Source organism: Chitinophaga sp. (assembly GCF_039596455.1).
Lineage (GTDB): Bacteria > Bacteroidota > Bacteroidia > Chitinophagales > Chitinophagaceae > Chitinophaga.
Genome location: NZ_JBCNJR010000008.1, coordinates 79652 through 93216, shown reverse-complemented (window position 1 = coordinate 93216; position 13565 = coordinate 79652). Strand labels below are relative to the sequence as shown.

Here is a 13565-nt window from a genome sequence, read left to right as displayed (position 1 = left end):
GGCCTTTGCTTTAATATTGTCTTTCTTATTGCCCGCTGAAATATTCCCACTCGCTGCTCATCTCCAGGTAAGGATGCGCCTCCGACAAAGCTTTCACTTTTCGTGCATACGCCGCCAGAAACTGTCGGTGCTGCGGCGTTTGCGGGTTGAATGGGCGGTGCTGCCGCGCACGGAGGATGTCTGCTACCTGTTTTTCCAGCTGCTGCGCATCGGGGTGCAGGCAGGCGGTGGTGAAGTGTTGCCATACATATTGAATGGCCAGCTCGTTGGGGTGTACCAGGTCTTCTTTGTAGAAACGGTAATCCCGCAGGTCGTCTATCACCAGCTCGTAGGCAGGGAAATAAAACAGCCGGTCAAATTTATTGACCAGGTGATGCACGGCCTGTAGCAGGATGGCTTTGCTCAGGTTGTTTTCCACCACCCCGTCCCGCAGATAGCGCACGGGGCTTACAGTAAAGAGGATGTTCACCTTGCGGTTGGAGAAGAAAAGGCGATGCATCATATTATCCAACGCGGCAATGATCTCGTCTGCAGACAACAGCCTTTTGTAAAAAGATGCTTCCGGTACTTTATGACAGTTGGCTACGATGTTACCAGTTTCTTTCAGTACGTATACATAAGCGGAGCCAAGGGTGATCACCAGCCAGTCTGCCTCCTTCAGCCTTTGGCTGGCCGCGGCCTGGGAATCATTGATGCCGGCCAGTACGGCTTCCCGGTCAGGGCCGGAGAAACGGGAATGATGGTCCCAGCTGTGCCAGAGGTCTTCATGCATGAACAGGTCTGCCTCCGTATACCGCCGCCCATCCATATACCCTTGCAGGCTTTGAGCAATGCTCAGCGGGTTGAACAGGATGCCGTTGGGGTTTACCAGCACGTTGAACTTGTGCTGCTGCAACCGCCCGCCTATTTCTTCGGCAAAGCAGGAGCCTGCCAGCAGCATTTTATCTGCGTATTGCACGGAGGGTTCCAGCGGCGCTACCGGGAAGGTCATTCTGAAGTTCATGCTGCGAAGTTATCAAATCAAATCTTTATGAAACAGCCGCTCCGCTTTCTGTACGGCGTCCAGTATGTCTGTCATATGAAAAGGCATGGGTATCTGCTGGCGGGCGCACCAGGCAGCCAGGTTTTCCGTGGCAATGTTGCCTACCAGCTCATCTTGCGCCATGGGACAACCGCCAATACCTTTCAGCGCACTGTCAAAGCGGCGGCAGCCGTTGTTATAGGCGGCGGAAATCTTTTCTTCCCAGGCGTAGGGCGTGGAATGGAAGTGCGCGCCAAATTCAATATCAGGGTAAGCGGGAATGAGACGGGAAAACAGGGTGGCAATATTGGCCGGTTCCGCTACGCCCACCGTATCTGCCAGGGAGAGAATGCCGATGTTCATGCCGGCAAAGGTGTCTGCCCACTGCAATACTATCTCCGGACTGTACGGGTCTCCGTAAGGGTTGCCGAAACCCATGGACAGGTATACCACCAGTTGTTTGCTGTTCTTGATACACAGCTCCTGCATGGTTTGCACTTCGGCCAGGGATTGTTCAATGGTTTTATTGGTATTACGGAGCTGGAAGGTTTCCGAGAGGGAAAAAGGAAAGCCCAGGTAGTCAATGGCATCGTAGCCTACCGCTTCTTCCGCTCCCCGCACATTGGCCACAATGGCCAGCAGCCTGGTTTTGCCGTTGGGGCGCAGGCCTTTCAGCACGGCGGCGGTGTCTGCCATCTGGGGAACGGCCTTTGGTGAAACGAAACTGCCGAAATCAAGCGTATCAAAGCCTACCTCCATCAAAGCGTTGAGGTAGTCCGTTTTGGCGGCAGTGCTGATCTGGTGCGGCCAGCCCTGCATGGCATCCCGGGGGCACTCTATGAATTTCATTTCTCTGGTTTTTTAAATACCTGGCAAAACAGGTTTCACCCTGCCTGCATCCGTTGTTTCATGGCCTCATACAAAATAATACCTGCGGCAACGGACACGTTGAAAGACTCGAAACTGTTCTGCATGGGAATATAAAACTGCCGGTCTGCGGCTTTCAGCAGCGCCGGATACACGCCTTTATCTTCCGAACCCATGATTACGGCCACCGGTTCCGTCCAGGGCAGGTTAACCAGGGTTTCCTTTGCCTCCATTTCGCTGGCCACTACCTGTATACCGTTGAGGTGCAGGGTGTCAATGGCCTTCAGCAGGCTGTTCACCCGGCACACGGCAATTTTTTCCAGGGCGCCGGCGGAAGATTTGAGGGCTTCTTCATTAAGGGCGGCAATGCCCTTGTCTGGTATAATAATGGCCTGTGCGCCGCAGCAAACTGCGCTGCGGGCAATGGCGCCAATGTTCCGTACGTCTGTAATACCGTCCAGGATGAGGAAAAGCGGTGTTTCGCCCTTGTCTGTTACGTGAGAGATCACGTCCTGCAGGTCAAGATAAGCCACTTTGGCCGTGATGGCCACTACTCCCTGGTGATTGGCCTGGGTGAGGCTGTTGAGCTTTTCTACCGGTACGGTGTTGATGGGAATGCGCTGCTCCGCGGCCAGCTGGCGGATCTGGGGAATAATATCTCCCGTGGCGGTTTTCAGCAGGTAGATCCGTTCAATGGCCTTCCCTGAGCGCATGGCTTCCAGCAGGGGCTGGCGGCCAATGATCAGGGCTGATTGTTTCGGTTTCGGCGGCGAAGGTTTAAATCGATTGTTCATCAGCGGCAAAGATAACGCATCAAAGCTCCCCTTCCAGCATCATGAGTTTAATCTTTTGAATGGCCGCCACAGAGAGGGAATCTGTGATCTCGTGTTTTTTTACCATCTGGTAGGCTTTTTCAAAGGGCAGGCGGAGAATGGCCAGCTGTTCCGTTTCTTCCGGCTGGGGCTCCCGCTGCTCCAGGCCGCGGGCCAGGTACACCATGCCAAACTCGTCTGACACGGAGTTGGAGAGGTGCAGCTGTACAATGAGGTCCCACTGGCTGGCTACCAGCCCGGTTTCTTCCAGCAGCTCCCTCTTGGCGGAGGCCAGCGGGTCTTGCCCCAGGGGGCCTCCTCCTTCGGGAATTTCCCAGCTATAGGCTTCCAGGGCAAAGCGGTATTGCCCTACCAGCCAGGTATTTTGTTCCTCATCCATCGCCAGTACGCCAATAGCAAGGTTCTTGAAGTTTACCACCCCGTAAATGCCCGGTCCGCCGGAGGGGTTGATCACCTGGTGTTCCGTAACACTGATCCAGCGGTTGTCATACTGCAGCGCAGATGCCTTGATCTGCCAGGGATTTTGTTGTTGTTCCATTGAACAAAGAACGTGGAAAAAGCGATATATTTATACAAGATTTCAATTTCGTTCGCCCGACCAAAATTAGTCCATCAGGTTATTGTTCAGATAAACAAGATGCTAATGAAAAAACTTTACCTCATACTGTTACTCCTGGGCCCCCTTGTGTCTACTGCGCAGAGAAGAGAGAATTTCAGCAATGCCTACCTGGGCGCCATGCTGCACAACAGCCAGGCCGGCATTTCACTGGTCAATTCCTTTGGTTTCATCAAGTACGCAGGCGTAGGCGCAGGGGTAGACATCACCAGCTTCTGCAACTCCCTGATGGTACCTGCCTACTTTGACGTACGCTTGAAATACCCGGCAGGCCGGTTCATTCCCTATGCCCTGGGGCAATTCGGCAAACCGCTGTACAACAAGGAAAATGCGCTCACCTACCGGGAAGAAACGGGCTCGACCATTCCCATCAAACTAAACGGCCGCCACTTTTTTGGTACAGGGCTGGGGTTCCAGTACCGGGCAGACAAGGTGTGGCTGTTTGCCTCCTACATCCGCCGGGAGTACCATATGCGGTATGAGGGCAAGCGGGCCCTGCCCCACTCCTTTGACACAGAGTTTCCGGCGGCTGCCAACGTATTTATGGTAGGGTTTACTTTTTGAAGGAACCAGGTTGGCAGAGAGGGCTGCACGCAAAAATGCGGCCTCAAGCGGCACAAGACCTGCAGGAGCTTCCGCTGTAAACAGCAACGGGAGCGTTTCCGCTCCCGCCCTATTGGTGGTTAAATGGAAAGATAATAATAGTAAAACTCCTCATCCCGCTTAAACCCTTCATCTTCATATAGCGCCTGCGCCGGCGTGTTGGTGATGTGCGTTTGCAGCATAATGTACCGCGCGTCCGTTCCCTGCCCCAGTTCCCTGGATGCCCCTATCAGCTTGCGGGCCGCGCCTTTGCGGCGGTGTTGCGGGTCTACGAACAGGTCGTTCAATATCCACGCCTTTTTCATACCAATGGAAGAAAACACCGGGTAGAGCTGCGTGAAACCCAGCAGCTGGCCTTCTGCTTCCGCTACGTAGATCACACTGTCATTGTTCTCGAAACGCGCTGCCAGGTAGGCTTTGGCGCCTTCCAGGTCTGGCGCCTGCTCATAATGCTGCCGGTAGGCGTCGAAGAGAGCGGCCAAAGGAGCCAGGTGGCTGGCGCTTGCTTTAATAATTTGCATGAACAGGAAATATTTGGTTGAGATGATGATGTATGTGCCGCAGGTAATCTTCCGCTACGTATTGCAGCGTAACCGGCGCGCCGGGGCCTATTACGCAGATGTGGCCCAGCGCTTCAGCAGGTATGAGGGGCAGCAGCCCGGCAATGTGCAGGTTCAGCGTTTTCCAGAGCAGTACCAGCTGCTGCCAGGGCTCGTGCTGGTATTGGCGGGCATCCACCCAAAAGTCCTGGTTATAACCGGGCAGTTCGGAATATTCTGAATGCTGCGCGCGGATGAAGCGCGGGTAATTGTTGGCGGCGGAATCTATGAGGTGGCCCAGTATTTCCTTGCGGCTCCATTTGGCCGGGGAGGGCCGGGCGCCGGCCTCTTCTTCTGAAAAACGCAGCAGCTTTTCCGTCATCTGCGCAATTGTATGGCGCAGCTCGCGGGCCAGCCCCGCTAACGGCGGTGCTGGCAGGTCAATGCCCATTTTGATATTGCACCGTTCATAGCCGCCGCTTTCCAGCTCCATTTCTTCAAAACCCAGCTTGCGGTACATGGCCACGGCGGCCGCCTGTTTGGTGTTGGAGTACAGTATCATGCGGGTATAACCAGCCAGCGCCGCGCGTTCCATAATGGTCTTTGCCAGCAGCCAGCCTAGCTTGCGGCCCTGGAAAGCATCGTCTACCGCCATCTTCGTCATTTCCACGGTGTTCTCGTCTACCTGCTTGTAGGCCACGGTACCGGCCATGTCGTTACCCAGGGCCACAAAAATAATGTCTCCCCCATGCGCCAGGATGTGCTCCTGCGGGTGTTCCAGCACGGCGCGGTCAATTGGCTCCAGCGTATAGTTGCGGGTGATCCACGCCTTGTTGAACTGCTCGAAGTAAGGCTGATAGTCAGGGTGCCAGGCCAGCACCCTTGCATCATTTGCTGCGTTCATAACTTTTATTCTTGTTAAATGCGTTGTTGACGAGGTATACGCCCAGCAAGGTTACCAGGCAGGAAACGCCAATTGTCCAGTTCAGTTTTTCGCTGAGTATGAGCCAGCCTAAAATTACCGCCACCACAGGGTTAATGTACGCATAAATGGAAACGAGCGAAGGCGGTAAATTGTTCAGGGCGAATACATAAGCGGAATAACTCAGCAGGGAACCGATGAAGATAAGGTACAGCAGGCTGCCCCACAGTTCCCCGGTAAAACTGCTGATATGCAGCGCCTGGCCCATGAACAGGGAAATGACCAGCATCACGATGCCGCTGAACAACATCTGGAAACCGGCGCCGTACAGGTAGTTGACGCCCAGCGCCCACTTGGCCGTGAGCACGGAGCCCAATGCCCAGAACACACAGGCGGCGGTGATGAGCATAATGCCGAAGCGGTACTGCGGGTCCATCAGTTCCCTGATGTGATCGCAAAAGATACCGCCGATGCCCAGCAGACCGATGACCATGCCCAGCACCAGCTGCACCGTTATTTTGGTGCGCTGTACCAGGAAGTAGCTGAAAATGGTGATCCAGATAGGCACAGTAGCGGCTATAATGGCCCCCATGCCGCTGGGGATGTAGGCCATGGCCCAGGTCATGAGCCCGTTGCTGCCGCAGAGCATGAGCACGCCTATTACAAAAAGCCGGGAAAGCACAGGCAGCTCCGGCAGCTTGTACCCCCGTATCAGGAAGAAGCCTGTGAGCAATACGCCGGCGGCCGTTTGCCGCAGGGCGGCCAGCAACATGCCGTGCATATGTTGTACGCCTATTCTGGCGGCCAGGTAGGTGGTACCCCAGAAGATGCTCACTATTACCAATGCCACATAAGCGTTTATGTTGTTCTTTTTCATGACTTGTTTTTGATATGGTGCTCCTTCACAGAAGGCAAGGTTAAAACGAGCAACGGGTGGATACCCGCCGCCTTTACTAATATCAACCTCTAAATCAATTATTCTCCAGGATGGCGGAAAGATGGGCTATTTCAGCAGCAACGGTTTCCAGTTCGTCCATCACCTTGTCAATGTCCTGGTCTGTAGTCCGCCAGTTGACCAGCGCCGCCCTTAAAGCCGGCAGCCCCTGGTATTGGGTAGGCGTTACATATACCACGCCCCGCATATTGAGTTTTTGCAGGAACAGTTGTACATGCTCCGCCAGCATTCGTTTTTCATGGCTCAGCGTAAAACATACCACGCAGAGGCGCACGGGCGCCAGCAGGCGGAAACGTTCGCTTTTGCGGATGCGTTCGCCCAGTTGCTGGGCCAGCCGTATGTTCTCTTCCACCATATCCCTGTAACCTTCGGCCCCGTAAGCCTTCAGTGAAAACCAGGCGGGCAGTGAGCGCAGGCGGCGTGAGTTTTCCGGTGCGTAGTTGATGTAATTGAAATGCTGTGAGGGGTCTCCCAGATAAGCTGCGCCCGCGTTCTGGAACACGGCCAGCTGCAGCAAGGGATGACGGGTGAATATCATGGCCGCATCGTACGGCACGTTGAGCCACTTATGGGCGTCTATGGTAACGCTGTCTGCCGCTTCCCACCCGCGCAGCAGGTGTTTATATCTCGGACTGGCGGCCGCAAACCCGCCGAAAGCGGCGTCTACATGCAACCAGAAAGCATGTTCTTTTTTCAGTTCCGCAATGGCGGCTATATCGTCAAAGTCTACCGTGTTCACCGTGCCTGCACTGGCCACGTAAATGAAGGGCTCGCCGGGGTGCGCGGCTATCCAGGCTTTCAATGCGTTGATATCTACCGCTTCCCGCTCCGGCAACGTGGGCAGCTTCACCAGGGCGTTGCGGCCCAGGCCCAGCATGGATAATGCTTTGGCAATGCTGGAATGAGGCGTGGCGGCCAATACCTTTACGTCTTTCAGTGCACCTGCGCCGGCAGTATCTACATCCACTCCCTGCTGCCTGCCCAGCCACTGCCGCGCGGCGGCCAGTCCTGTAAAATTGGACATGGTGGCCCCGCTCACAAAACAGCCCAGGAACTCTTCCGGCAGGCCGAACAATTGTTTCAGCAGGTCAAGTGTTTCGGTTTCTATATGGAAAGACACGGCGGACTTGTCTGCCGGGTTCATATCAATAGTACTGGCAAGCCAATCCCCGGCCAGGGCCGCAGGCGTAACGCCGCCGGTCACAAAACCGAAGTAGCGGGGGCCGGCGTTGCCGGTGAGGTAATCACCAAAACGGTTGTCAAAATGCTCCAGCGCAGCAGCGGCGCCCATGCCTTTTTCCGGCAGTACCGTAGCCGGGAAGGCCGGTACCGGCAAACTCACTTTCAGCTCGTTGATCCGGGAGAGGAAACCGCCCGCATAAGCGGCTGTTTGGGAAAGCAGTTCATTCAACTGTAAGAGGTCGTGGCGGAATGTTGCGTTCATGGTTCGCGGTTGTTAGGTCTCAATTTGACAACACAAAATTCAAGCTTTTCTGTATAAAAAAACAGATTCAGTTTTGTAAATTTTGACCATATCAGATGGGTTGACAAGCAACCGTGATCCGTGACGAATGCGGTTCGTCATTCAGAAGAGCAGGCCGCCGCGCTCATGGTCCAGCAGCCACTGTTTACGCCATAAGCCACCGGCATAACCGGTAAGTTCGCCACCACTGCCAATCACGCGGTGGCAGGGCACTATGATGGCCAGGTTGTTCTTGCCATTGGTAGTACCTACGGCGCGGATGCTTTTAACATTGCCTACCCTTTTTGCGAGGGCCAGGTAGGTGATAGTTTCACCAAAAGGAATGGTGGTGAGCTGATGCCATACCGTTTGCTGGAAAGGCGTGCCGGGTTGTTGCAGGGGCAGTTCAAAAACGCGGCGTTGTTTCCCGAAATATTCCTGCAGCTGGCGGATGCATTCATGCAGCAAAGGCGGGGCATCCGCACTCTCCTCCCCGTCATCCGTGAACAATACGGCGCTGATATATTCCGCTGTACCCCTGACAAGCAGGCGGCCTACGGGAGAACGCATGCTGAGCGCGTACTCATTTGGCGTAGAGGGAACGCCAGCAGTAGAAGGTGGCATATGCTGCATGGTTTTGCCAGTGTTGGGTAATGTTTTTTACTTCCTGTATGCCGGGTTTGGCGGGCAGACCCAGGCGGCGGCGCAGGGCATTGTGCAGGCCGGCGTCTTCCAGCGGCAATGCCTGCGGGTGCTGCGCAAATTTCATGAGCACATAATTGGCGCTCCAGGGGCCAATGCCTTTAATGGCCAACAGGGTATCACGGGCCTGCTCATACGGCAGTTGCATCAGCATGTCTTCACTCAAATGCCCGCCGGCCATCAGCTGTGCAATACGGATGATGCCTTCTGCCTTGGTGCGGGAAAACTGCATGGGCATCAGGTGTTCAGGGCGCAGCACGGCTATAACGGCAGGGTGCGGATAGAGGTAATACGTGCCTCCCTCCCATTCTACCGCATGCCCGAAGGCCTGCACCAGCCGCTGCTTCATGGTATAGGCAAAAGCCAGGTTGATCTGCTGGCCGGTGATGGTCCAGGTGATGGCCTCAAAAAGATCTGGTATGCCCACCAGCCGCAGCCCGCTGAACTCCTCTACCAGCGGGCCCAACAGGGCATCCGTGGCGGCAAAACGGTAGAAGGGCCGCATGCTGCCATCCAGGTGCAGCCAACGGTTAATGTAGCTTTCGATATATGCTTCGCCGTTAGCATCTATTGCTCCCTGCAGCACTTCGGCGGTCAGTGCTTCCTGGCCGGCGGCTTCCGTTATCCGCAGCAGCACAGGATTGCCGCGGGGGGCCAGCAGCTTGTACACGGCGCCGTTCCGTACATAATGCAGGCATTCCCGCGGGGAACGGTTGAGGAACTGCAGGCTTTCGGCAAAGTTGAAATGTTTATAGTCGGTGACGGGTAGCGTGATCATGATGATTTGGTATGCACCAGCTGGAAAATGGTGAACAGGTGATGGGCTTCATGCAGGATGAACAATTCCACCCACTGTGTGATGTCAAACCGCCCGTAAGCAGGGTGTGTACCGTGGCGGCGGAGCGCTTTTTCATCCAGCCCGTCTATGAACGCTATCATGCTCTCCCGGTCTTTCCGGTAAACATCCAGCAGTGCGGCATTGCGTACGTTTTTATATTGGGCGAAGAGGGGATCGTTTTCCCACACATAGCGTTCAAACACGGGCTCGTCTTCCTCCAGTATCCGTTTAAAACGCTGCATATACACGGGGTGGAACACCGCCAGGTGCGCCGCGTTCTCCAGCGCCGTCCATTTGCCGGGGCGCACTTCCCGCTGCAGGTGCTCCTGCGGCAGATCGGCGGTCATTTCAGCCAGGGAAAGGTGCTGGGTGCGGAAACGGGTGTCTACGGAAAATGGTAATCTTGGCATGGCGGCAATCAGGTTAAATGAAAAATGAAATTAGGAAATTCCAGCCAAACAGATATCATTTCCGTAATTTTGACCATATCAGTACAAAATTGGCGTTATGGACCATTTATACCTGCAGGTGGCGGAACGTATACAAACGATGATCGAAAAAGAGGTCATCCGTATTGGCGACAAACTGCCTTCTGTACGCTCCCTCAGCAAGGAGCAGGGCATCAGCATGAGCACTGTTTTCCAGGCGTATTATCACCTGGAAAGCAAGGGCTACATTGAACCGCGGCCCAAATCGGGCTATTACGTGCGTTTTTCCCCGCGCCGCCTGCCGGAAATGCCCAAGATCAGCCGGCCGGTAAAAAAGGCCACGGAAGTGAACGTGAGTGACATGATCACCGAAGTGTTCTACCACCTTTCGCCTGACGACGTGCTGCGTTTTTCCGTAGCCGCGCCGCATGAGAGCCAGCTGCCCGCCGCCAAACTGAGCAAATCGCTTATACAGGCCATGCGCAGCCTGCCCGCCAACGGCACCAGTTACGAGAACCTGCAGGGCAACGTGAATTTAAGGCGGCAAATTGCCCGCCTCAGCCTGCAATGGGGCGGTACTATTACAGAGGATGATATCGTGACCACAACAGGCTGTATGGACGCTTTAACGCTCTGCCTCTCGGCCACCACGCAGCCGGGAGACGTCATTGCGCTGGAAAGCCCGGCCTATTGCGGCACCTTCCAGCTGGCGGAAAGCCTGGGCCTGAAGGTGCTGGAAGTGCCTACCAACCCGGTATGCGGCGTAGACCTGGAGTACCTTGACAAAGCTATTCCCAAGTTCAAAATAAAGGCTTGCGTATTTGTTACCAACTTCAACAACCCCATCGGCTCCTGCATGCCAGACAAAAACAAACGGGAGCTGGTGCGCCTCATGAACAAATACGACATTCCGCTGATAGAGGACGATATTTACGGGGATACCTATTTCGGCAAAACCCGCCCCAGCAGCTGCAAACAGTATGACCGCACCGGCAACGTGCTTTACTGCAACTCCTTCTCCAAATCCCTGGCGCCGGGCTACCGCGTAGGCTGGATCATGCCGGGCAAGTACAAAGACAAGGTGCTCCGCCTCAAGCTGAACCACTCCGTTTCCAGCGCTACGCTGCCGCAGGCGGCCATTGGCCACTTTTTAGAAAACGGCCGTTATGAGCACCACCTGCGCAACATCCGCACGCTGCTGCACACCCAATGCCTCCGCTACCAGCAGGCCATAGCAGACTACTTTCCGGAAGACACCTGTGTAACCCGCCCGCAGGGCGGCTATGTGCTGTGGCTGGAGCTGAACCAGCAGGTGAACACCATTGAGCTGTACGAGCAGGCCATGAAACGCAAGATCAGCTTTGCGCCCGGGCGCATCTTCTCCCTGCAGGACAGGTATAATAACTGCCTTCGCATCAGCTTTGCCAACCCCTGGAGCAAACAGGTGGATGACGGGTTAAAAACCATCGGGAAGCTGGTACACCAGGCGCTGCGGTGAGAAAAAGAAGGCCAGGGCAAAAATGCCCCGGCCGTCCGTTTTCCTACAACTGTTTACTAAACCGTTTTACGGTAGTTCCATACGGCCACACCATTGACCACGGCGGCCATCAGCAGCATGATGCCGAAATAATGTTGTATGTCCGCCCAGCCGCTCCCCTTCTGCATCACCATGCGGATCACCTTTACAAAATAAGCTACGGGGTTAATGAGCGTAAGCTTTTGCGCCCATGCGGGCATGCTTTCTATGGGCGTGAACAGCCCGCTCATCAGGATAAAAATGATCAGGAAAAACCAGGTGATGAACATGCTCTGCTGCTGCGTTTCCGTAAAGGTGGAAATCAGCAGGCCCAGCCCCAGCATCACCAGCAGGTACACGGCCGCAAAAAGGAACACCCAGGCAATATTGCCTTCAAAGGGCAGGCTGAACACCAGCTTGCCCACCGTCAGGCCAAAGGCCAGTTCAAACAAGGCTATGATCCAGAAGGGCAATAGCTTGCCGATTATAAAATGATGCTTGCGGATGGGGGTTACGTTCAGCTGCTCAATGGTACCAATTTCCTTTTCCTTCACAATGTTCATCCCGGATAAAAATGCGCCTATAAGGGTAACCAGCACCACCAGTATACCAGGCACCATAAAAAACTTGTAGTTAAGCGTGGGGTTGTACCAGTAGCGGTAGGTAACGTCTATATGCTCCGGACCATCGTCTTCATCCAGCGCCAGCCAGTCCATGCGCACCTGCCGGTTGAACTGGCCAATAATGCTGGCGGCGTAGCCATAGGCCAGGCCGGCCTTGCTGCCGTTGATGGCGTTTACGAGCAGCTGCACTTTAGCCTCATTTTCCCGCACCAGGTCCCGCTCAAAATGTGCGGGAATAGTGAGCACAAGGTCTGCCCGGTTGGCCTCCAGGTCTTCAAACGCTTCCTTGTGGCTGTAAGACTGGCGGTGCAGGGTGAAATAACCGGAAGAAAGCAGCTTGTCACGCAGCTGGCGGCTCCAGGTGGAACCGTCGTAATCCACCACGTCTACAGAGAGGTTCCTGATCTCGTAATTGGCGGCAAAGGCCAGCACCAGCAGCTGCACCACGGGCACCACAAAAATGATGGGCAGCATGGAGCGGTTGCGGAACACCTGCAGGAACTCTTTTTGCAATATGAAGAAGATGGTACGCATCAGCTTAAGCGGGTTTTAAATTTGCGAACGCTCACCAGCAGGAAGAACAGCGTCATGCCGCCCAGGATGAGCGTGGGCTGCCATACCTGGCGCAGGCCGGCGCCTTTGAGCATCACATCTTTCAAAATAATGATGAACCACTTGGCCGGAACAATATTGGCGAATATCTGCAGCGGCTTCGGCATACTCTCCAGCGGGAACACAAAGCCGGAAAGCAGTATGGTAGGCAGCAGCAGGCCCATCATGGAGATCATCATGGCCGTTTGCTGGGAATTGGTCAGGCTGGATATGAGGATGCCCAGTGAAAGCGCGGCCAGGCAAAACAGCAAACACTCCAGCAGCAACAATAGCAGGCTGCCCCTGATGGGCATGCCGAATATCCAGAAACCCATAGCCAATATGGTAAGAGCAATAATGAAAGAAAGGGCGATGTAGGGTATCACCTTGCCCGCTATGATGGTAACGGGTTTCAGCGGAGAAACCAGCAGTATTTCCATGGTGCCCAGCTCTTTTTCCCGGGTGATGGTGATAGAGGTCATCATGGCGCAGACCAGCATGAGTATCAGCGTCATTACTCCGGGAACGAACAGGAACACGCTTTTCAGCGAGGGGTTGTAGATCATGCGGGCCTCCGGCTGAATGGTGAGCGGCAAAGTGATCTTCCCCGTCATTTCCTGCTGGTACCGGAGAATGATGGCGTTGGCGTAATTCACCAGCGTGGTGCCGGTGTTGGGATCTGATGCGTCTGTAAGCAGCTGCAGCGGCGCTTTGCGGCCGTGGTAAAATTTATGGCCGAAATTGGGCGGTACTACCATCACCATTTTCACCTCCCCTTTCCTGAAAACGGGCTCAATATCTTGCTCCGCATGCAGGTACCGGTCTACCGTGAAATACCCAGATGCGGTGATGCGGTCTGTGAGCTGCCGGCTATAGGCATCCTGCGCCTGGTCAAGCACCGCTATTTTCACATTGCGCACCTCATTCGTGATGGCAAAGCCGAACAGCACAATCAGCACTACGGGCATGCCGAAGAGGATGAGCAGGGTGCGCCTGTCACGGAAAATATGATAACATTCCTTTCGGACAAAAACGAAGAACTCCCGCAT

The 13565-nt window shown here is 54.8% G+C and carries 15 protein-coding genes; 2 read left to right on the top strand and 13 right to left on the bottom strand.

Going from position 1 to position 13565, the window contains the following annotated elements:
- Window positions 1–25 precede the first annotated feature (25 nt).
- The 4 genes from ABDW36_RS21285 to ABDW36_RS21270 are packed head-to-tail and all read right to left on the bottom strand — an operon-like array spanning window position 26 to window position 3259.
- Window positions 26–1003: a GSCFA domain-containing protein gene (locus ABDW36_RS21285; RefSeq protein ID WP_343703946.1), complete on the bottom strand. Its 978-nt coding sequence runs from the start codon at window positions 1001–1003 to the stop codon at window positions 26–28.
- Window positions 1004–1015: 12 nt separating this feature from the next.
- Entirely contained in the window at window positions 1016–1870 is an 855-nt protein-coding gene (locus tag ABDW36_RS21280) for a hydroxymethylglutaryl-CoA lyase (RefSeq protein WP_343703945.1), read from the bottom strand.
- 35 nt (window positions 1871–1905) lie between these two features.
- Window positions 1906–2682, bottom strand: coding sequence for a 23S rRNA (guanosine(2251)-2'-O)-methyltransferase RlmB (gene rlmB, locus ABDW36_RS21275; RefSeq protein ID WP_343703944.1), 777 nt, complete (start codon window positions 2680–2682; stop codon window positions 1906–1908).
- A gap of 19 nt (window positions 2683–2701) precedes the next feature.
- Complete coding sequence (locus tag ABDW36_RS21270) at window positions 2702–3259, bottom strand: NUDIX hydrolase (protein WP_343703943.1); 558 nt, start codon at window positions 3257–3259, stop codon at window positions 2702–2704.
- A 105-nt stretch (window positions 3260–3364) separates the two neighbouring features.
- Here ABDW36_RS21270 and ABDW36_RS21265 point away from each other — a divergent pair, with 105 nt between their 5' ends.
- The gene (locus ABDW36_RS21265; protein WP_343703942.1) at window positions 3365–3901 is read left to right on the top strand and encodes a hypothetical protein; all 537 of its coding nucleotides are present in this window, start codon (window positions 3365–3367) and stop codon (window positions 3899–3901) included.
- Between the two features lie 119 nt (window positions 3902–4020).
- On the opposite strand, the gene ABDW36_RS21260 is transcribed toward ABDW36_RS21265, so the two are convergent.
- From ABDW36_RS21260 to ABDW36_RS21230, 7 genes are all read right to left on the bottom strand, one after another.
- Window positions 4021–4461 (bottom strand): GNAT family N-acetyltransferase, encoded by a 441-nt coding sequence (locus ABDW36_RS21260; RefSeq protein WP_343703941.1) that lies wholly within the window; start codon window positions 4459–4461, stop codon window positions 4021–4023.
- Entirely contained in the window at window positions 4448–5383 is a 936-nt protein-coding gene (locus tag ABDW36_RS21255; RefSeq protein ID WP_343703940.1) for a GNAT family N-acetyltransferase, read from the bottom strand. The genes ABDW36_RS21260 and ABDW36_RS21255 overlap by 14 nt, the downstream gene beginning before the upstream one ends.
- Entirely contained in the window at window positions 5367–6278 is a 912-nt protein-coding gene (locus tag ABDW36_RS21250) for an EamA family transporter (RefSeq protein ID WP_343703939.1), read from the bottom strand. Before ABDW36_RS21250 ends, ABDW36_RS21255 begins: the two co-directional genes overlap by 17 nt.
- A 94-nt stretch (window positions 6279–6372) precedes the next feature.
- Window positions 6373–7800, bottom strand: coding sequence for a pyridoxal-dependent decarboxylase (locus ABDW36_RS21245; RefSeq protein ID WP_343703938.1), 1428 nt, complete (start codon window positions 7798–7800; stop codon window positions 6373–6375).
- 141 nt (window positions 7801–7941) lie between these two features.
- Entirely contained in the window at window positions 7942–8442 is a 501-nt protein-coding gene (locus ABDW36_RS21240) for a methylated-DNA--[protein]-cysteine S-methyltransferase (protein ID WP_343703937.1), read from the bottom strand.
- Window positions 8402–9298 (bottom strand): hypothetical protein, encoded by an 897-nt coding sequence (locus ABDW36_RS21235; RefSeq protein ID WP_343703936.1) that lies wholly within the window; start codon window positions 9296–9298, stop codon window positions 8402–8404. Before ABDW36_RS21235 ends, ABDW36_RS21240 begins: the two co-directional genes overlap by 41 nt.
- Window positions 9295–9768 carry a DinB family protein gene (locus ABDW36_RS21230; RefSeq protein ID WP_343703935.1) on the bottom strand — a complete coding sequence of 158 codons (474 nt, stop codon included), beginning with the start codon at window positions 9766–9768 and terminating at the stop codon, window positions 9295–9297. The genes ABDW36_RS21235 and ABDW36_RS21230 overlap by 4 nt, the downstream gene beginning before the upstream one ends.
- Before the next feature lie 97 nt (window positions 9769–9865).
- On the opposite strand from ABDW36_RS21230, the gene ABDW36_RS21225 reads away from it, so the two are divergent.
- The gene (locus tag ABDW36_RS21225; RefSeq protein WP_343703934.1) at window positions 9866–11284 is read left to right on the top strand and encodes a PLP-dependent aminotransferase family protein; all 1419 of its coding nucleotides are present in this window, start codon (window positions 9866–9868) and stop codon (window positions 11282–11284) included.
- Between the two features lie 56 nt (window positions 11285–11340).
- Here the strand turns inward: ABDW36_RS21225 and ABDW36_RS21220 are convergent, their stop codons facing one another.
- Together ABDW36_RS21220 and ABDW36_RS21215 are read right to left on the bottom strand one after the other, a co-directional pair.
- Window positions 11341–12459, bottom strand: a complete 1119-nt coding sequence (locus tag ABDW36_RS21220) for an ABC transporter permease (protein ID WP_343703933.1) — start codon at window positions 12457–12459, stop codon at window positions 11341–11343.
- Window positions 12459–13565, bottom strand: a complete 1107-nt coding sequence (locus ABDW36_RS21215) for an ABC transporter permease (RefSeq protein ID WP_343703932.1) — start codon at window positions 13563–13565, stop codon at window positions 12459–12461. The genes ABDW36_RS21220 and ABDW36_RS21215 overlap by 1 nt, the downstream gene beginning before the upstream one ends.

Bases quoted from the DNA above. Each gene is read 5' to 3' on its own strand.
- ABDW36_RS21285 (WP_343703946.1), bottom strand. From the start codon at position 1,003: ATGAACTTCAGAATGACCTTCCCGGTAGCGCCGCTGGAACCCTCCGTG.
- ABDW36_RS21280 (WP_343703945.1), bottom strand. From the start codon at position 1,870: ATGAAATTCATAGAGTGCCCCCGGGATGCCATGCAGGGCTGGCCGCAC.
- rlmB (WP_343703944.1), bottom strand. From the start codon at position 2,682: ATGAACAATCGATTTAAACCTTCGCCGCCGAAACCGAAACAATCAGCC.
- ABDW36_RS21270 (WP_343703943.1), bottom strand. From the start codon at position 3,259: ATGGAACAACAACAAAATCCCTGGCAGATCAAGGCATCTGCGCTGCAG.
- ABDW36_RS21265 (WP_343703942.1), top strand. From the start codon at position 3,365: ATGAAAAAACTTTACCTCATACTGTTACTCCTGGGCCCCCTTGTGTCT.
- ABDW36_RS21260 (WP_343703941.1), bottom strand. From the start codon at position 4,461: ATGCAAATTATTAAAGCAAGCGCCAGCCACCTGGCTCCTTTGGCCGCT.
- ABDW36_RS21255 (WP_343703940.1), bottom strand. From the start codon at position 5,383: ATGAACGCAGCAAATGATGCAAGGGTGCTGGCCTGGCACCCTGACTAT.
- ABDW36_RS21250 (WP_343703939.1), bottom strand. From the start codon at position 6,278: ATGAAAAAGAACAACATAAACGCTTATGTGGCATTGGTAATAGTGAGC.
- ABDW36_RS21245 (WP_343703938.1), bottom strand. From the start codon at position 7,800: ATGAACGCAACATTCCGCCACGACCTCTTACAGTTGAATGAACTGCTT.
- ABDW36_RS21240 (WP_343703937.1), bottom strand. From the start codon at position 8,442: ATGCCACCTTCTACTGCTGGCGTTCCCTCTACGCCAAATGAGTACGCG.
- ABDW36_RS21235 (WP_343703936.1), bottom strand. From the start codon at position 9,298: ATGATCACGCTACCCGTCACCGACTATAAACATTTCAACTTTGCCGAA.
- ABDW36_RS21230 (WP_343703935.1), bottom strand. From the start codon at position 9,768: ATGCCAAGATTACCATTTTCCGTAGACACCCGTTTCCGCACCCAGCAC.
- ABDW36_RS21225 (WP_343703934.1), top strand. From the start codon at position 9,866: ATGGACCATTTATACCTGCAGGTGGCGGAACGTATACAAACGATGATC.
- ABDW36_RS21220 (WP_343703933.1), bottom strand. From the start codon at position 12,459: ATGCGTACCATCTTCTTCATATTGCAAAAAGAGTTCCTGCAGGTGTTC.
- ABDW36_RS21215 (WP_343703932.1), bottom strand. From the start codon at position 13,565: ATGCGGGAGTTCTTCGTTTTTGTCCGAAAGGAATGTTATCATATTTTC.